The sequence below is a fragment of the Psychrobacter sp. T6-5 genome (genome assembly GCF_052258485.2).
In the GTDB taxonomy this organism is placed as follows: Bacteria; Pseudomonadota; Gammaproteobacteria; order Pseudomonadales; family Moraxellaceae; genus Psychrobacter.
On the sequence record NZ_JBQQEY020000001.1, the window covers coordinates 3,028,709 to 3,046,514 of the forward strand.

The 17,806-nt window shown below is 42.3% G+C and carries 17 protein-coding genes; 6 read left to right on the top strand and 11 right to left on the bottom strand.

Annotated features, from left to right (window positions below):
* Window positions 1-135 precede the first annotated feature (135 nt).
* A complete protein-coding gene (locus tag ACTXGK_RS27685; protein ID WP_075107839.1) occupies window positions 136-453 on the bottom strand; it encodes a hypothetical protein in 318 nt (105 codons plus the stop codon).
* Between the two features lie 283 nt (window positions 454-736).
* On the opposite strand from ACTXGK_RS27685, the gene ACTXGK_RS27690 reads away from it, so the two are divergent.
* Window positions 737-1,234: an FKBP-type peptidyl-prolyl cis-trans isomerase gene (locus ACTXGK_RS27690; RefSeq protein WP_443514492.1), complete on the top strand. Its 498-nt coding sequence runs from the start codon at window positions 737-739 to the stop codon at window positions 1,232-1,234.
* A 48-nt stretch (window positions 1,235-1,282) separates the two neighbouring features.
* Window positions 1,283-2,323 (top strand): aldo/keto reductase, encoded by a 1,041-nt coding sequence (locus ACTXGK_RS27695; protein ID WP_443514493.1) that lies wholly within the window; start codon window positions 1,283-1,285, stop codon window positions 2,321-2,323.
* Window positions 2,324-2,458: 135 nt separating this feature from the next.
* Here the strand turns inward: ACTXGK_RS27695 and ACTXGK_RS27700 are convergent, their stop codons facing one another.
* Window positions 2,459-3,259, bottom strand: a complete 801-nt coding sequence (locus ACTXGK_RS27700) for a lysophospholipid acyltransferase family protein (RefSeq protein WP_443514494.1) — start codon at window positions 3,257-3,259, stop codon at window positions 2,459-2,461.
* Window positions 3,260-3,565: 306 nt separating this feature from the next.
* Between ACTXGK_RS27700 and hflX the strand changes: the two genes are divergently transcribed.
* From hflX to ACTXGK_RS27720, 4 genes are all read left to right on the top strand, one after another.
* Entirely contained in the window at window positions 3,566-4,999 is a 1,434-nt protein-coding gene (gene hflX / locus ACTXGK_RS27705) for a ribosome rescue GTPase HflX (RefSeq protein WP_443514495.1), read from the top strand.
* 349 nt (window positions 5,000-5,348) lie between these two features.
* Window positions 5,349-5,783, top strand: a complete 435-nt coding sequence (locus ACTXGK_RS27710) for a CidA/LrgA family protein (RefSeq protein ID WP_443514496.1) — start codon at window positions 5,349-5,351, stop codon at window positions 5,781-5,783.
* A gap of 16 nt (window positions 5,784-5,799) precedes the next feature.
* Window positions 5,800-6,489: an LrgB family protein gene (locus ACTXGK_RS27715; RefSeq protein WP_394210276.1), complete on the top strand. Its 690-nt coding sequence runs from the start codon at window positions 5,800-5,802 to the stop codon at window positions 6,487-6,489.
* Between the two features lie 499 nt (window positions 6,490-6,988).
* A complete protein-coding gene (locus tag ACTXGK_RS27720; protein ID WP_443514497.1) occupies window positions 6,989-7,798 on the top strand; it encodes a lytic transglycosylase domain-containing protein in 810 nt (269 codons plus the stop codon).
* Between the two features lie 184 nt (window positions 7,799-7,982).
* On the opposite strand, the gene tsf is transcribed toward ACTXGK_RS27720, so the two are convergent.
* From tsf to ACTXGK_RS27765, 9 genes are all read right to left on the bottom strand, one after another.
* Window positions 7,983-8,864 carry a translation elongation factor Ts gene (tsf, locus tag ACTXGK_RS27725; RefSeq protein WP_075107656.1) on the bottom strand — a complete coding sequence of 294 codons (882 nt, stop codon included), beginning with the start codon at window positions 8,862-8,864 and terminating at the stop codon, window positions 7,983-7,985.
* Between the two features lie 362 nt (window positions 8,865-9,226).
* On the bottom strand, window positions 9,227-10,012 hold the full coding sequence (rpsB, locus tag ACTXGK_RS27730; RefSeq protein WP_443514498.1) for a 30S ribosomal protein S2: 786 nt from the start codon (window positions 10,010-10,012) through the stop codon (window positions 9,227-9,229).
* Between the two features lie 411 nt (window positions 10,013-10,423).
* Window positions 10,424-10,873, bottom strand: coding sequence for a chemotaxis protein CheX (locus tag ACTXGK_RS27735; protein ID WP_201600451.1), 450 nt, complete (start codon window positions 10,871-10,873; stop codon window positions 10,424-10,426).
* A gap of 38 nt (window positions 10,874-10,911) precedes the next feature.
* Window positions 10,912-11,361 (bottom strand): chemotaxis protein CheX, encoded by a 450-nt coding sequence (locus tag ACTXGK_RS27740; protein WP_371533205.1) that lies wholly within the window; start codon window positions 11,359-11,361, stop codon window positions 10,912-10,914.
* A 30-nt stretch (window positions 11,362-11,391) separates the two neighbouring features.
* Window positions 11,392-11,754, bottom strand: a complete 363-nt coding sequence (locus ACTXGK_RS27745; RefSeq protein ID WP_201600457.1) for a response regulator — start codon at window positions 11,752-11,754, stop codon at window positions 11,392-11,394.
* Between the two features lie 62 nt (window positions 11,755-11,816).
* Complete coding sequence (locus ACTXGK_RS27750) at window positions 11,817-14,024, bottom strand: ATP-binding protein (protein ID WP_443514499.1); 2,208 nt, start codon at window positions 14,022-14,024, stop codon at window positions 11,817-11,819.
* 12 nt (window positions 14,025-14,036) lie between these two features.
* Complete coding sequence (locus ACTXGK_RS27755) at window positions 14,037-14,903, bottom strand: substrate-binding periplasmic protein (RefSeq protein ID WP_443514500.1); 867 nt, start codon at window positions 14,901-14,903, stop codon at window positions 14,037-14,039.
* A 345-nt stretch (window positions 14,904-15,248) separates the two neighbouring features.
* The gene (locus ACTXGK_RS27760) at window positions 15,249-16,508 is read right to left on the bottom strand and encodes a multidrug effflux MFS transporter (protein WP_075107664.1); all 1,260 of its coding nucleotides are present in this window, start codon (window positions 16,506-16,508) and stop codon (window positions 15,249-15,251) included.
* 294 nt (window positions 16,509-16,802) lie between these two features.
* Complete coding sequence (locus ACTXGK_RS27765) at window positions 16,803-17,615, bottom strand: crotonase/enoyl-CoA hydratase family protein (RefSeq protein ID WP_443514501.1); 813 nt, start codon at window positions 17,613-17,615, stop codon at window positions 16,803-16,805.
* Window positions 17,616-17,806 lie beyond the last annotated feature (191 nt).

Genomic DNA, 17,806 nt, shown 5'->3' on the forward strand with positions numbered 1-17,806 from the left:
GTCATAACATAAACGTACTCAGGTGAGAGCTGATTTAATAGTATCGATTATAAAGGACTACTTTTACCATAAAAAAAGCTGAGAAAATATTCTCAGCTTTTTTATCCTACTACTTGTTATATTTTTGACATAACATTAGCTACATTTTTTCTGCTCATAAAGTTTATTCAAGTTTTCACGGCGTTCTTTAGCTGCTTCAATCGCCTCTTCCGTATTAGAGTAAGTGCCGATCAATGCAGGCCAGAATAATACGGCAGCAGCTACATTTTTACCAGTCACTTTACGTTCAGCACGTGCTTCTTTTTCAAACTGTTCAGCTTCTTCAATTTCGCCAAGAATTTGTTGGCATGATAAATTAACATCACTTACTTTCTTAGTTTGTACGACATGTGGAGTCGCACAACCTTGTGCTAATAATGCAAATACACCAATTACCAAAATAGCTTTTTTCATAGTCATCTCAAAATTGTTAAATTAAATATAATTAGATACAAATGGCTTGTTAACGAAGCGTAAACATTTATATACATTTTAGAAACTTAAGTCAACTTAAATTTACCTTTTGACAGAAAAAATTGAATTTAAGTCGGTTTTTGGGATTTTCCTATCTACGTTTTTATACTACTCTCTGATATAACAGCATGTAATATAGTGACTATGCTAGACTATTTGTCTACTAAAAACACAGCTGCGAATATTAACGTATCAACTATAATTTATAAAAGAAATAGCCATTATGACCCAATCTCAATTTATTAATCCAAACGAAGACACGCGTATCGCTCACGGTAGCCTTGTAAAGCTGCACTTCGAAGTCTCACTAGAAAACGGCACTGTCATTGACTCAACGTTTAGTCGTGATGCGCCCGTATCTTTGACTATCGGTGATGAGAGCTTGTTACCTGGTTTTGAGCAAGTATTGATGAACCTACGCGCCGGTGACACTCGTACCGCTCATCTTGAGCCAGAGCAAGCATTTGGCGAATGGAATCCTGAAAACATCCAACACTTTAGCCGCCCTCAGTTTGCGCTCGTCGCTGATAATCCAGAAGTCGGTATGATGGTTGAATTTGAAGACAAAGGCAAAAACACGCTGCCCGGTACGATCAGTGCCATTGATGACGACCAAGTCGAAGTGGACTTCAATCATCCGCTTGCCGGGCAAGACGTCTTGTTCAAAGTAAAAATCTTTAAGGTCACACCACCTGGCGTCACTGGTATACAACTTATGTAGTTGCCCAAACGCACAATCCACAATAAAAAAACTAAAAAGGACAATCGAATGCAATATACAACGCTACCGCAGCTCGATGAAAAAGTATCTAAGATATGTCTAGGTACGATGACATGGGGCCAGCAAAATACGGAAGCTCAAGCACATGAACAAATGGACATGGCTCTCTCCGAGGGCGTGAACTTTTGGGATACTGCCGAGATGTACCCATCACCGCCAGACAAAGACAAACAAGGGGATACTGAGCGGTTTATGGGCACTTGGTTTGACAAAACCAAACAACGTGACAAAGTCATTCTTGCCAGCAAAATATCACCGATGGATTTTTTGCGTGATGGGCAAACACGCTTTAACGCCGAGCACATCAGTAGCGCTATTGATGGCAACCTTGAGCGCTTACAAACCGATTATATCGATATTTACCAGCTGCATTGGCCTGAACGTCAAGCGAACTTTTTTGGTCAGCGCGGTTATACGGAAGAGATGGCAGCACAGTCAGTAGATGACTTAACGCCATTTTTAGAGACCATTCAAGCGTTAAATGATGAGATCAAAAAAGGTCGTATTCGTGCTTATGGTTTATCAAACGATACGGCATGGGGTCTCATGCGCTATCTATGGGAAGCGGACAAAAATGGCTTGATCGCGCCTATCACGGTACAAAACCCATATAGTCTACTGAACCGTTTATATGAAGTTGGTATGGCTGAGATTGCCCATCGCGAAAACGTTGGTCTACTTGCTTACTCGCCACTTGGTTTTGGCGTGTTGTCTGGTAAATACCTCGATGGCAAGCGCCCAGCTGGCGCACGCTTGACGATGTATGATCGCTTCGCCCGTTACACTAATGAGCAAGCGGTATCAGCGACCGAGCAATATGCAAAGATCGCCGCTGATGCTGGGTTAGATATGGCGCAAATGTCATTGGCTTTTGTCAATTCACGTCACTTTGTCACCAGCAATATCATTGGTGCGACGACGACCGAACAGCTCAAATCGAACATCGATAGTGTCAATGTGGAGCTAACAGCAGATGTATTGGAAGCGATTGAAGCGGTACACGCGCAGCACCCTAACCCATCCCCTTAGTGCGATCTGAATCAGCTATCTATAAATTGATGCACTCGCATTTATTATAGACACAAAAAAGGCGCAAACCGCAGTCATACAACTCGCGATTTGCGCCTTTTTATTCACTAAACTGGCTTAACTATATATAGCCAATCAATCTTCAACGGGTACACGAAGTACTCGTGAATGTAACTCTGCTAACCCTTCTTGCATGCGTGCTTGCAACAAATTAGTCAGCTCGCTTTTGGTACAGCCTTTTGGATCTAGCGGCGCCAGTGGCAATACATATGCGGTGACATCTTTGCTATCGAGCACTTTTTTCATGCTGTCCTTCATCGTCATCTTGCCATAATATGGCAGCGCGTCACTGAGCGTGCCATCTTTATCAACATAGGCGATAACAATGGGTCTAACAGGCACGTCAGCATCTATCGCTGACTGGAGCAATGTCCCATGAATACGCTTGATTTTTTTACCACTAGTGGTGGTCGCCTCAGGGAAGAAAATCACCGAAAAACCTTTGGCTAAGAAATCAGCTATTTGTGAGGATACGGAGCCTGCATCACCGGAACCGCGCTCAATAAAAAGTGTACCTGCCGCATGCGCGAGCTTACCGAACACGGGCCACTCACCAATCTCAGCTTTGGATAAAAAGAACGCTGGGCTCACGGTACCAACAACAGGAATATCCATCCATGACACATGGTTTGACACCCACAAGCCGTGATGTTGCTCTACTGGTTCGACTTCAACGACCTTTACCCCAAATGAGCCTGCCATCTTGCGACAAAACGTCTGAATATAGCGTGGCAGTTTTTCGCGCGGTGGCTGTTTGAATGCACCGATACGCTTTGCCGCGCGTATACCGCCGACCATGGTCGTGGTCATACCAGCGATTTTCTTGCCGCGTCCTAGCTGCTGTCCGAGTGAAAAGCTTGATTTAGCTTGGCTCATCTTCGCCCTCATGATTAAATAACGGGTGTTTAATAGTCAAAAAACGAGCCCAGTATAACAAAGTTCACACGCTCAGTGATAGGGTGTTCACTCAGTGAGTGCTGACTTTTATACAAACGGGCAATAAAGCAGATTTATAAAACATTAATCTCAGTCATCGCTGTAACATAAAACCATCGCTAATTATGCTCATACCCTTTAATATCAAGTGATAAGACCACATATAGACAATTATATGAACGCTATATCAAAGTATACTGAACTGATAATAGCGATATATTTACTTTATTAAACAGGTGATACTCTTTGGATTATTTTGAAAGACATGAAGGTGGCGAGCGCGCCATCATTGTACATTTAGACATTCGCCAAATTCAAGATCCTGACGATCTAGGCGAGTTTGAACTATTGGCAGATTCAGCAGGTGCTGATCGCTTGGCATTGGTCACAGGCTCACGTGCACGCCCTGATGCCAGATATTTCGTTGGTAGTGGCAAGGCAGAAGAAATTGCAGAACTGGTGCGCGAGCATGATGCAGATATCGTATTGTTCAACCATAATTTATCGCCATCACAAGAGCGTAACATCGAAGCGCTCGTGAAGTGCCGTGTACTGGATCGTACTGGTTTGATTTTAGACATTTTTGCGCAGCGTGCTCGTACTTACGAAGGTAAGCTACAAGTCGAGCTGGCTCAGCTGAACCATTTATCGACACGTTTGGTCCGTGGTTGGACGCATTTGGAGCGTCAAAAAGGGGGTATTGGTCTACGTGGACCCGGCGAAACCCAGCTTGAGACCGATCGTCGTTTGCTACAAGTGCGCGTCATGCAGCTTAAAAGTAGAATTGAGAAAGTCAGACAGACTCGTGCGCAAGGTCGAGCCCGTCGCCAAAAATCAGACGTACCGACTATCTCACTGGTTGGTTATACCAATGCGGGCAAATCCACTTTATTCAATCGCTTGGTGGATGAAAACATCTACGCAGCTGATAAGCTATTTGCGACACTCGATCCAACGCTACGCCGCTTAGACTGGCAAGGTGTAGGACGTGTAGTCTTGGTTGATACCGTAGGTTTCGTCCGTCATTTGCCGCATGAATTGGTTGAATCCTTTCATGCAACGCTAGAAGAGACGCTAGAGGCGGACTTATTATTACACGTCATCGATTCTTCTAGTGAAGATATGCATGAGCAAATTCAGGCGGTCAAAGAGGTACTTGCTGAGATTGATAACGATGTACCAGTGCTCAATGTCTATAATAAGATTGATTTGACTGATGAGCCTGCACGTATTGGCTATGCTAGCGAAGGTCAACCTAACCGCGTCTATGTGTCTTCTAGAGAGAACTTAGGCATAGAAGAGTTGTCATTAGCCGTGCAGCAATTACTGACTGGCACATTAACCACTTTTGATTTGACGCTACCCTATCATGCAGGACAGTTAAAAAACACTTTGTACGAGCTCGGTGTTATTGAAGAAGAAAGCTATGATGATAGCGGTCATGAGTGCTTAGCCATTCGCTTGCCAAGCGATAGACTAAGACAACTACTCGGACAAGCCAATCTCAAGCCTACCGATGTATTACCGCTTGCACAAGCAACATTGCTGATGCCTGTACTTGAAGAATTTGAGCAGCCTGACGAGCATGATGTTGAAGAGCCGACGATGACAGCAGAAGAAGAAAGAGCATTTGACGAATTCAATGCGCTCAATTCACAAACCGCTGATTCTGAAAAATAGTCGCTGCTGAAAAACGATTGTTGACGTCAATAGATAAGTAAACGTTTGATTCATATTGTTAGACAGCAATCTTTTATACAGTAGGTTAAAATAGAATAGACGGTATCAATCGATATCGTCTATTTTTTTGGATGTGTCTACAAGCTTTATTAGTAAGCTTACTCTCTATATAATCAACGGTTATACATTCAACAAATATTGATAGGTGATACTCGCCACTCAAAAGCTGAAATGTCACTACTGTCTATTATCAGCGTTCATAATATTATTTTTCACGTTATATTATGGATGCTATCGCCCACTCGTTTTTATAAAATCATCACCTATATCTGACTTGGCCACACTGCTTATGAAGCCTACTCACTCCTTCCATCTCCCGCTGTGGATTTCGTTAATTTTAACGTTGACCATGGTTATCGTTGTCCGAGAGTCGGCTGTGGTTCTTTGTCAATTGGCAGGTATCGAAAAAGCCGCCAATATTGTCGGCTTGGTCGCGATGTTTGTTATCCTGATGATATGGCGATTGCTCAAAGGGTTGCCTAACTGGCTCACTCAAGCCAGTAATACCCTGCTCGTTGATAGTGGTTTTGCATTTCTGCCCGTCTCAGCGGGTGCAGGCTTACTGCTATTTGCGTTAGGAGATGAGCTGTTGGGCGTGATGGTCACAATGATAGTAAGTACGCTCATACCGATGTGGGGACTCGCGCTACTGGCTAATCGATGGTTGAATCAAGATGCCAATGCCGACAGCGGCACGACCAATCAGCAAAAGGAACAGCCGTGAGCTGCGGAGAGATATTATGACTTTTGACAGCGTATTTATGGCAACCTTAGCAGCCGTACTCCTAACCTTGGCGGCACACGTCATTGCGCGTGTGTTAGCGCGTAAGCTGTCATGGTTGCCGATGGTAATTACCGCGCTCGTTTTGGTACTGGTCTTCTTATTTTTATTGCAATGGGATTATGACAACTACTACAGCGCAGCCAAGCCTGTATTCGATCATCTATTAGGATATGTCACAGTGCTTTTGGCGGTACCACTAGCAGCAATGAACTTCAAAGGACTACCTGTCAAAAAGCTCTCTTTGATCGTTGCTATTGCTAGTGTCATTGGTGCCCTACTACCCATGTCCTTGGCTTATCTATTTTCATTGAGTCACGACACCATACTGGCCTTTGCCACTCGTTCTGTGACTACTCCCATTGGCCTTAGTGTCGCAGACTTAATCAAAGCACCTTTAGCGATGGCTAACCTGATTATCATTGTTTCAGGTCTCATCGGTGGTACTTTAGCGCGATTTTTGTTTCGTGGTATCGATGATGATCGGGCTAAAGGTCTCGCGCTAGGGCTGGCGGCTCACGCATTTGGTACAGTAGAAGCTTGGCAAATCAGCCATACAGCAGGACGATATGCGGCATTTGGACTGGCAGTCAATGGTTTAGTCACTGCCGTTTGGGTACCTGTATTTATCGGTGCTTTAGGCATCTAAACTGATTTTGCTTACCGCCTTGATAGATGACTGAGCACTGTTTCATCTTTTCAATCATTATTTTTATTGCTTACTCAATGACGAGATTAATTGACATGACACTTGGCTCATCCGAGCGTTGTCATCACCTTTGCATTTTAGAGAATTAAAATAAGGTATGCATCAAAAAAGTGCTTGCCTATCATCCGATATAAACAGGTAGTTAATGGTCTCTAAAAACATAGTACTTTGATTTATTTGAGTTTGTTTAACGATAAAAATTTGATTTTATAACTTATTTTGTCAATCTGATGCGGCAAAAAGTTATTATATGTTATAGTAAGCAACTATTATTTTTTGTATCTATTGCAAGTGGTTCTTGTTAGACGTGGTATTTGCTAGGTCGCTATATCGATGACGAGCTATAAAATCCTGCAACCCCGATGACCGCTTAAGCGCGTGAAATGACGCGTCTATAGGCAAAACAATTTGCTATTATTCGATAAAAAGTGATAACACTATGATAAATACTGCTACTTTGATTACTCGCTGTTTGTCTCCTATTTTATTAAGTGCGATTGCCCTCTCTACTTTTTCTACTGCTGCCAACGCTGGCAATATGTATATCTATAAAGACAAAGGTGGACAAGTACTACTGACCAACGTCAATCCTAGTGGCAATTTTGATAAATTCACTAAAAAAGTTAAAGTCACTTATTATAAAGACTCTAAAATGTATGACGGCAGTAATAGTAGCAATGACTATGGTAGCAGTGCCGCTAGTAATAGTGGTAGCCGCAACGCTTACGACAGCTACATTCGTGCCTCTGCTGAACGTAATGGCGTAGATCCTGCTCTTATGAAAGCAATGATGCATACCGAATCCGCTTTTAATCCCAATGCTCGCTCACCAGTCGGTGCGCAAGGCCTCATGCAGCTAATGCCAGCGACGGCTCGTCGCTTTAATGTGAGTAACCCTTGGAACCCTGCAGACAATATTGAAGGCTCAGCCAAATATATCGCTTGGCTCATGCGCCGTTTCAATAACAATGTAGAACATGCCGTAGCTGGCTACAATGCGGGTGAAGGCAATGTCGATAAATACGGCGGTATTCCTCCTTTTAAAGAAACCCGTAACTACGTACAAAGAGTCATGAGCCGTTATCATAGCTTGTATAAGAATGATGCTGGGCTATCTGGCGCCAGTATGAATGCCAGCAATCAAACGAGTAGCACAATTAACAGTGGGTTACGCAACGTCAGTTACGGTACTAGCAATAATGTGAATAGTGCCAGCTATGCTAACTCAGCTTATGATGCTTTACGCTAAGCTAGAGCTAAGCCAGTAATAAAATAGACTGGCGACCTAAAAAGCCAGACACAAAAAAGCCCGTTAATTTCTTAACGGGCTTTTTTGTGTCTGGACGCTTTGTATATTGATAGGTCATCAGTAACAAAGACAAACTGTGATTACTAAATCAGTACTCACAGTATTTCCCAATATAACTTAGTTCTTACTTGTTAGCAGCCTGAGTTGCAGCAACTTCAGCAGCGAAGTCTTCTTGCTTCTTCTCGATGCCTTCACCAACTTCTAGACGTTTGAAACCAAGTACTTTTACGCCTTCAGCTTTTAGGACATCACCAACTTTTTTGTCGTTGTCCATAACGTATGGCTGACGTAGCAAAGTTACTTCGTCTAGGTACTTACGTAGGCCACCTTCGATCATTTTTTCAACGATGTTGTCAGGCTTGCCAGACTCTTTTGCTTTGGCTTCGATGATGTCTTTTTCGCGTGCCAATACATCAGCAGCCACGTCTTCGTCATCTACAGCAACAGGGTTGAATGCTGCAATGTGCATGGCAAGGTTTTTGCCAGTGTCAGCGTCGCCACCTTCATAAGAAACCACTACACCGATACGTAGACCATGACGGTATGCAGCGATGTTAGCGCCTTCAAGTACTTCAACACGGCGAACCTGAATGTTCTCACCAATTTTTTGTACTAGAGATACACGTGCTTCTTCAACAGTCTGACCATCGCCATAAGGCAATTCAGAGATAGCAGCAACGTCAGTGACGTTGTTTTCTAGTGCAATGTTAGCCACTTTTTCTGCAAACGCAGTGAAGCTGTCGTCTTTTGCAACGAAGTCAGTTTGGCAGTTAACTTCTAACAAGAATGCTTTATTTTCGCCTTGAGCGATGATGATAGCGCCATCAGCTGCGATGTTACCCGCTTTTTTAGCTGCTTTTGCTTGACCAGATTTACGTAGGTTATCAATGGCAACTTCAACATCACCGTTTGATTCTTCTAACGCTTTTTTACATTCCATCATGCCAAGACCAGTACGGTCACGCAATTCTTTTACCATTTTGGCAGATACTTTTACTTCTGTCATAAGAGTCACCTTAGTATAGTTATGTATAAGAGGAATTAATATCTATTCGATATCTTAATATTGCTTTAAATCTAGCAAGACAGCTCATTTTGAGTCATTACTAATATAGCCATCAATGATGTCAAAAAGATAACATCTTAAAAACATAGCGCTATAGCCAGTACGAACGATAATACTCGCCCATTAGCTACTTGGTTATGTATAGCGGCCTCATTAATAATGCTCTATTCAATAACAAGGCATGACGAGTAAAACTACATCATGCCTATTATGAGCTTATACGCTGTTCACAACATTATATGGATGCTGATAGTCACACTATCAAGACATCCTTACAAAGTTAAACTTTTTAACTCAGCTATTTACTCTGCTGGAGTTGCAGTTTCTTCTGCAGCTGGTGCTTCTTCAGTAGCAGGTGCTTGCTCAGCTTTGCCGCCAGCTTGAGTTTGTGCGTATTCTTTACCAGCGATGATAGCATCAGCCATAGAAGTTACGTACAAAGTCACAGCACGGATAGCATCATCGTTAGCTGGGATGATGTAGTCAACGTTGTCTGGGCTAGAGTTAGTATCAACGATACCGATAACTGGGATACCTAGGTTTTTAGCTTCTTTAATAGCGATTGCTTCGTGATCTACGTCTACAACGAAGATAGCGTCAGGTAGGCCGCCCATATCTTTGATACCGCCTAGTGAACGCTCAAGTTTTTCCATATCACGAGTACGCTCTAATGCTTCACGCTTAGTCAGCTTTGCAAAAGTACCGTCTTCTGATTGCTTTTCAAGCTCTTTTAGACGGTTGATTGACTGGCGTAGTGTTTTCCAGTTAGTCAACATACCACCTAACCAGCGATGGTCAACGTATGGCATACCAGCACGAGCAGCTTGCTCACGTACGATACCGCTTGCAGCACGCTTAGTACCAACAAATAATACTTTGTTTTTCTTAGCAGCTAGGCCGTTTACGTAAGTCAACGCTTCGTTGAATGCTTTTACGGTGTGCTCTAGGTTGATGATATGGATCTTGTTACGCGCGCCAAAGATGTATGGACCCATTTTTGGGTTCCAAAAACGTGTTTGGTGACCAAAGTGAGCGCCAGCTTGTAGTAAGTCGCGCATTTCGATTTTGGTTGGATTCTTTGTAGCCATGAGAATATATCCTATTGGTTGGGTTATGCCTCCACATCACAAAAACAGCCTATTTAGCGACACGCATCTGCTATCGGTTAGTTGTCATTAGTACAGCACTAACGGATCACAAATTAATCAAGTCGCCAAACACCCAGCAATTTTTTGCCATGATGTGTGTGTCATTGGTTGGTTTAAAAAAGAAGCTATGGTCAGATTCAAAAAAATTTCAAATCTAAACTATAAAGTGATTTATAAAAATAGCTGCGCTGTATTTTATCACATAACGCCTTTGAATCTCCAGCAGTTTGTTAATTGCATATCAATAAGATATAAAGCAAAAGTTATGGATAGAAAGATAAAAAAAAGCGACACATTCGTATCGCTTTTTTATTTCTGGCTTTGACTTTATATGAATGGTTTCATATTAGATTATGCAATACAGATACCAATCACAGCCTTGTAACCACGCCATGTGAATGGCGTGATATAGCTTTGGCGGTCTCTAGGTAAGTAAGACACACTTGGTGCGCTTTCAACGATCTGCGGCGGAGAGATAATGAATTCAGAACCAAATTCTGTACGCGCATTACCAGAGATGGTATTGGCCATTTCACCCAGCAAGTCTTTCATCATCGTGATCGAAGAGTCAGGCTCACCCATCACTTTTATCACTTCTCGCAACATTACGCTTGGTGCGCTGACATAGACGCAACCTTCAAGAGGCCCTGATATCTTAATGACACCACTATAATCAAAACCAATTGCCGTTTTATTGTTGTTCAAATAAGGGGTATCGATAGATACTTCTGAGCCATCGATCTGCGCAAAAAATGCATTGATCGAGCTTAGAAACACACCCAACTTTTCTACTTTAAACATAATATATTAATATCCATCTGTATTACGTGGCAGCAGCATTAGTCCTGCAAACAAACCACAATCTCGCCAACTTGTGAGTGCCAAGTGATGGGAATGATAAAAGAACGCTCATCGTTTGGCAATACAATACTTTGCGGTGCGCCTTTGAATACGAAGGGTACAGAGATATGAAACTCTGCACCAAACTCTTTGCGCGCATTACCTGCGATTGTATTGGCAACTTCACCAGCCAAGTCGATGTAGTTTTCCTCACTCTTATCGGTTTCACCCATGCTGTCCAATATTGAAGACAGTAACTCACGGGTTGCCGAAAAATACACAACGCCTTTCTGCGCGCCTGATATACCGATAACACCGGTATAGTCATGGACTTTTGGCTGCTTGTTTTCTAACAAGTAAGGCGTATCAGCAACCAGCTCTTCTCCGCCAAACTGATTAAAATAGTTACTAATAATGCTCAAAAAAATCTGTAGCTTTTGTTCTTTCATAATGACATCTGCTTTAGTCGATGAATGGTATTAGTCTTGCATCAGCTCATATAAAGACTCTACGAGCTCCTCTTCTGAGAAGGGCTTGCATAAGAAACCGCTAGCACCCAATGATAAGGCTTCGATGCCAGTGGCTTTATCAGACAATGCCGACACCACCAAAATGCGTACATCAGGATCAATCGCAATGATTTTTTCGATACATTCTAGTCCATCCATTTGTGGCATGGTCAAGTCCATCGTGATCACATCAGGACGATGAATGTTGAACTTTTCAATGGCTTGAACGCCACTGGTTGCGGTAGCAACCAGCATAAACTTTCCTGAATCATATGCGCGCTGAATACGGTTTCTGATAATATTCGAATCATCAACAATCATTAATTTATGCATAACTTATCTATTACCTTTAATGAAGTGCTTGTCGTCCCTGACAATATGTTTACTGTTTTTAATTAAGCTTTTGGTAACGTAATGACGAACCGTGTCATCTGACCCAGCTCACTATTTACGTTCAGCTTGCCATTGTAGTCTTTTACTTGCGCTTTGATAATATCAAGTCCAACGCCGCGTCCACCATCTTCATCTGCATGCTCTTTGGTTGAGAACCCAGAAGAAAATAACTGCTTGAGTAAATCGCCTTGACTGAGTTGACTTGCTTCTTCCTCACTAAAGCGACCTTCTGTGCTCAGTTTATTACGTATGCTGTCATAGTCGATACCTTGACCATCATCTTGTACGACCAGTGTGACATCTGAGCCATTGTCTTGTACTTCTAAGTCAATCGTTCCAACTTCAGTCTTACCAGCAGAGTGACGAACACTTGGTGCTTCGATACCATGCACGACGGCGTTTCGTAGTAACTGGATACTAATTTCTTTAATTGGCTTTGCAAGATGCGCCGGTATCTCCGTTTGCGTCAGCGTATTGCTTTTTAGCTGTACTTGTTTACCTTGTCTGGCGGCGATCTCTTTTGCAAACTCATTGTAAAAAGACAGTCGATCATCGTTTTCATTATCTAGATCAATCTCTAGACCACCATCAGTATCGATGCTGTTCACTGGCTGGTGATTTGCAACCGGCGCTTTTGACACACTGCTGTTTAAGATATCATCACTAGACGCTATGGTTGTTTTTGCTGTCGCCGCTTTAGGTGGTGCTGAGCGGTTGATGCGTTCACCCAAGGTCGCAATGGTATTTGATAGACTCAACAAGTCATCTAAGTGTACTGCCAACTGTAAGAAATCATTACCCGATAGCTGACCTTGGTTTTGCAATGCATGCAGCTTATCTTCTGCCTCTGAGGCAATTTTGGTAAAGCTATGCAATTTCAACGCAGAAGCCTCACCTTTCAAGCTATGCATTTCACGATAGATAGCTTTTAGCTTCCCTTCTAGCTCGTATTGTGAGCTACCAGGGTTTTTCAAGATGTTGTTCATACGCTCAATATGCGCTTGGGTATTGCTAATGAACTCATTAATGATTTTTGGATTTACATTCAAGATAGTGGTTAACATCTCAATCTGCATATCATTTTGCGAACGCTCTTTTTCTAAACGCTGTTCTAAGTAAACAGCATCTGACACATCGTTGACGTTGACCAAAATACGCGCGATGTCTTTATTTTCATAAACACGTGAGAATTTAAAGTCTAAGAAACGATTATTAAGACCTTTATCATCAGAGCTGTTATGTAGCATCACTTTGTGCAAAGGATTTAGAGAATCTACCAATTTTTCTTTAACTCGAGGATTATAGAGCTGCTCAATGAACTGCTGAGTGGTCTTAAGATCTTTGTCAGAAATACGACCACGCAAGACGTTGGTAAAGTTTTCTCCTGCTAGCCTATCAGAACCGACAATACCGTTAAGCGCGCGCGAGTGCTGCTGACCAATATTTAAGTCTTTGTCCAGTAGGAACAGACCTGTATTTACCGTTTCCATAATTTCTTGCGTTTCGCGACGAGCAGCAAATGCCTCAGCATCCGTCTCACGTAAGCGGCGTACAAAAAAGAATACGAAGATCAAGAAGTAGGCAAAAATCGCAACAACCCCAAGTGCCTGAATCAAACGAATGGTATTGGCTTGGCGCTCTGCATCATCAAACACTTCGTTGGTCAAATCATCTAATGATTCGTTCATTAGCAAACTTGAGGTTTTCGCCTGCTCTACCGCTTGAGTCAAGTCATCTGATGAATCGACCAGTACGTTATCAGCATCTTTTAAGTAAGTTTCAATTCTAGGCTCAAGTAGCTGCCATTGCTGGTTTGCCGCTTGTACACTTTCTTGTGCACTACCACTAACGCTCGGTAGTTTATACGTTTTACCATCAGCATCGTCGGTAATCGTGCCGCCTTCTCCGATAGCGGTCAACGTATTATTAATCAGTGCTGTATTCTGTTCCAAACGCTCTAATACGCGCTGAATGTGTGGCGAGTTGGTATCTTCACCGTAACTGCTATCCAAATCGAACAAATCTTTAATTACCGACTGTGCGCTGTTTGCTACTTGGTTGGTCTGATCAATCAATACGGTATTTCTTTCAAGCAAGCTTGAGGTATAGAAAGTAAATGCAAGCAAAGCACCGATCAAAGATAAAAACAGTGCAATCGAAATAATCAAGCCGCGATAACGTTTGTTATCTCCATTATTTATTGTAGCCATATCAATCGTCCCTTAGTTTGCTTGTTCAGTGGTGGCAGAAGTACTAGCCGTTGGACTTTCTGTCTCACCAAGCCAGCGAGCTTCGATTTCTTTAAACTTACCTTCCGCTTTTAGTTTGGTAATACCGTCATTGATTTTGTTAATGAGCTCAGTATTACCTTTTGCCATCAAAATAACCTGCTGTGCTGATGGGTTGTCTTGCCCTTCATAAGGAACGATGGTTACTTTTTGCTCAGGATGGTTTTTTGCCGTATATTGCAAGATAGGTAGATCATGCAAAATTGCATCTACTTTGCCTTGCATTAAATCTTCATACAATAAAAAGGCAGTCGTTCTGGTCGAGAAATTGTTGTACTTACCCATTTGCTGTGCTTGATCAACTTGCTTAGAGCCTTCCATCGCAGAGATATTTTTGCCTTGCAAATCATCTAAATTATTGATATTTAGTTCTGGTTTTGCATACATGATAGCGGCAGGGTTAAAGAAATAAGGCTGAGATAATCCATACTTAGCGTCACGCTCATCCTTATAAGAGATGCCTGAAATCGCCAAATCGCGACTACCCGACTCTACTGTATCGAACATGTTTTGCCAGGTTTCTTTATAAAACTCAACTTTGAACCCTTCTTCTTCGCCAAGCGCGCGGATAGAGTCAATGTCAATGCCTTGCATATTGCCATAGTCATCCTGAAACGAGAATGGAGGCATCGTACCTGTTGTCGCCACTTTCAGAGTTGGCGCCGTATCAGGCAATTTGCTAACAAAACTGTCCTTGTTCTCTGTTACTGGTGCACTAGTATTTTCCTGAGTGGAAGAATCACCACAGCCAAATAGGCCAATACTCATTACCACTGGTAACACTCGATATAACTGCATCATAATCTACCCTTAGAGCTTAACGTTGTTGTACATTTTAATGAATGACAATCTAGAAAGGTTAGGCAATATCCCTATAATATTTACTTACATAACGTTACGTCAGATAATACTTACCTAACTTTACATTTGCAATAATAATGTTTGACAATTATGTACGATAAGTTATATATAAAATAAGACATATTTGAATATACAAAACATATGTTTTCTATTTAGCATACAGAAAAATTACTTTTAAAATGAAAACCTTATGTAAAAGATAAAAATATCCACAAAAAAGCACCCATACGCTCTAAACGTATGGGTGCTTTTTGTAAGTACTTGATTTACGATAAGACCTTGTATTTACTCTGCATCGTCAAGATTTAGGTTACGGTCTATCTGCCAGATCAAAAAGGTACCAATACTCATCAAAGCAAACATCGCAATACCAATTTTAAGCACTGGGTTGACGGGGAATAGATTCAATAAAAGTCCACCAAAAATACCGACTGAAAACATAAGCGATCCTTGCAGCGCACTTGCCATACCCGCGCGGCGTTTCTGAAAGGCTAGTGCGATTGCCGATGCATTAGGCTGACTCAGACCCAAACCTGCAATACAGAAGAAAATACAAGCCAGTACCAGTGGTAACCAAGCATCAGTACCCAAGAACAGACCTATCACAAACAGTACACCTGCAGAGATAACCTGCATCATCGCACCAAAGCGCAGAATGCTTAAAATACGAAAGCGATTGGTGAGCCATTGGTTCAACTGAGTCAAACCTACAAAGCCCGCCGCATTCATCCCAAATAACCAGCCAAAGTGTGTCGCCGATACACCATAGGTATCCATGATAAGCTCAGAGGCTGAGCTGATATAGACGAACATCGCACCCATCAGCAACCCACCGCCAATCGCTGGATAGTTGAAGGTTGGATCTTTTAATAAATCCCAATACTGACTAAGCACCTCTTTTGCAGGACGCACATTACGATTTTCTTCGGTCAATGTCTCAAAAAAGAAAAACTTGGTAAGCAATAAATTTAGGGCACCAAAGGCGGCCAAAAACCAGAAAATGGAATGCCAATCAAAAAACTGTAAAAACAGTGCACCAAGCGACGGCGCTAATATGGGTGCTAAGCCCATGACCAAAATCATAATCGAAAAAGCTTTTGCGGTTTGCTTGGCTGTTAGGCGATCACGAATGGCGGCTCGGGTCACCACTGCCCCCACACAAGCGCCCAATGCTTGCATCGTTCGCCCTACAAATAATACATACTCATTGTCAGTGGTCGCACAAAGAATGGACGCAATCACATATAGTGTCATGCCTATGTATAAAGGCTTAACACGGCCGACACGGTCACTAAAAGGGCCATAAAATAACTGCCCGAATACCAAACCCAAAAAATACGCTGGTACAGAGTTGGCCATAAATGCCGTAGACACACCAAAGTCGTCTGCCATTGAGGGTAACGCAGGCAGATACATATCAATGGATAACGGTCCTACCGCAACCATTAATCCCAGCATCATAATCCATGCAACAGGCAGATCAGCAGAACGTACTCGTTCGGAGGCGATAGGTTTATTTGGGAGAGAGGATTTTGGGGCAGACATAGTTAGACCATTTATATAGTGATGATTACTTAAGCGCTTGTAAAATGCATAGAATAGATATTTTTAACGACAATAGTGCATCTTTATCTAAATCTGTGCAAGCGGACAGTGTTATATCGTGCTGTCCACTCGTATTTCAATAGTCATAGGGAACTAATGAAACAAGCCTTAACAACTAAAAACAATCAAAGTAATTTATCAAAATATGTCTAGCTTACTTTTAATCTAAGGACTGAGGCCAAAATTGTCTCAGATAACATCCTTAAGACAATATCTATCAAAAATAAGGAAGTTTTAGCGAAACTGGCGTTTGCTAAATACGGTGCTGGCTTGCTTTGCTTTTCTAAGAGCAAGTTTACGATTACGACCAATCATCATCTTAATCTGCCAGATTTTTTCTTTATATAAGGTAGTCGCAGGCTGCTCATACATCGCATTGATTACGCGTTTGCTCGCTAGCACAGCGTCAGGAGAGCGCTCAGCAAACTCAGCTGCCAGCTGTTGTGCTTGCTCAAGCGGCGTCTCACTACAATGACTGATTAATCCTAATTCTTTGCCATCATTGGCATTGATGATGCGTGCAGTCATGGCAAGCTCTTTGAGAACGTCTTCTCGTACCACCCCAAATGCTGATTGCGTCAATCCCATGTCGGGTACCAAACCCCATTTGGCCTCCATAATAGACAGTTGGCAATCTGGGTGGCTAATACGCACATCACAGGCCAATGCCAATTGTAGCCCAGCGCCAATACAGTAGCCTTCTAGTACCGCGATGACAGGTACTGGCAGATCACGCCACACCAAGCAGACACGTTGGAATGAGCTTTGCCAAGGCTTAATAAGCTCCCAAATGGCAAAGGCTTGGTTTTTTGGATGGTTTAAATCTCCTAAATCAATACCTGCACAGAATGTGCCTTCTGCACCATTTAAAATAACCGCGCGTATCGTTTTGTCTTTGCCAATGCGCTCTGCCACGGTAATCAGCTCATCTATAACTTGAAAGCTCATGGCATTTTTTTTGTTTGGACGATTTAAGGTGACCGTTAGTATATTATCTACGACATGCACTTGTAATGTTTCATACTGGTAACTGGCGACCACGTTCATAATAATCCTTATTAATGAATAAAATAACTATAGTAATAATGGTCACAATATTAGCAGGCTTAACCCTACTCTACCGTAGCAATAACTGACTGCTACGGTACTGTATCAAGCGCCTGCCTTTTAATATTCGCACATTATTTGGCTGCTAGCGACTGGTAACGTATGGAACTCACTTACCCTATCGCACAATA

Excerpts from the sequence above, each read along its gene's own strand:
- ACTXGK_RS27690 (WP_443514492.1), top strand. The coding sequence starts at position 737 with ATGACCCAATCTCAATTTATTAATCCAAACGAAGACACGCGTATCGCT.
- ACTXGK_RS27740 (WP_371533205.1), bottom strand. The coding sequence starts at position 11,361 with ATGAAAGAACAAAAGCTACAGATTTTTTTGAGCATTATTAGTAACTAT.
- ACTXGK_RS27735 (WP_201600451.1), bottom strand. The coding sequence starts at position 10,873 with ATGTTTAAAGTAGAAAAGTTGGGTGTGTTTCTAAGCTCGATCAATGCA.
- ACTXGK_RS27715 (WP_394210276.1), top strand. The coding sequence starts at position 5,800 with ATGACTTTTGACAGCGTATTTATGGCAACCTTAGCAGCCGTACTCCTA.
- ACTXGK_RS27695 (WP_443514493.1), top strand. The coding sequence starts at position 1,283 with ATGCAATATACAACGCTACCGCAGCTCGATGAAAAAGTATCTAAGATA.
- ACTXGK_RS27755 (WP_443514500.1), bottom strand. The coding sequence starts at position 14,903 with ATGATGCAGTTATATCGAGTGTTACCAGTGGTAATGAGTATTGGCCTA.
- ACTXGK_RS27700 (WP_443514494.1), bottom strand. The coding sequence starts at position 3,259 with ATGAGCCAAGCTAAATCAAGCTTTTCACTCGGACAGCAGCTAGGACGC.
- tsf (WP_075107656.1), bottom strand. The coding sequence starts at position 8,864 with ATGACAGAAGTAAAAGTATCTGCCAAAATGGTAAAAGAATTGCGTGAC.
- ACTXGK_RS27745 (WP_201600457.1), bottom strand. The coding sequence starts at position 11,754 with ATGCATAAATTAATGATTGTTGATGATTCGAATATTATCAGAAACCGT.
- ACTXGK_RS27685 (WP_075107839.1), bottom strand. The coding sequence starts at position 453 with ATGAAAAAAGCTATTTTGGTAATTGGTGTATTTGCATTATTAGCACAA.
- ACTXGK_RS27720 (WP_443514497.1), top strand. The coding sequence starts at position 6,989 with ATGATAAATACTGCTACTTTGATTACTCGCTGTTTGTCTCCTATTTTA.
- ACTXGK_RS27765 (WP_443514501.1), bottom strand. The coding sequence starts at position 17,615 with ATGAACGTGGTCGCCAGTTACCAGTATGAAACATTACAAGTGCATGTC.
- ACTXGK_RS27710 (WP_443514496.1), top strand. The coding sequence starts at position 5,349 with ATGAAGCCTACTCACTCCTTCCATCTCCCGCTGTGGATTTCGTTAATT.
- ACTXGK_RS27760 (WP_075107664.1), bottom strand. The coding sequence starts at position 16,508 with ATGTCTGCCCCAAAATCCTCTCTCCCAAATAAACCTATCGCCTCCGAA.
- ACTXGK_RS27750 (WP_443514499.1), bottom strand. The coding sequence starts at position 14,024 with ATGGCTACAATAAATAATGGAGATAACAAACGTTATCGCGGCTTGATT.
- rpsB (WP_443514498.1), bottom strand. The coding sequence starts at position 10,012 with ATGGCTACAAAGAATCCAACCAAAATCGAAATGCGCGACTTACTACAA.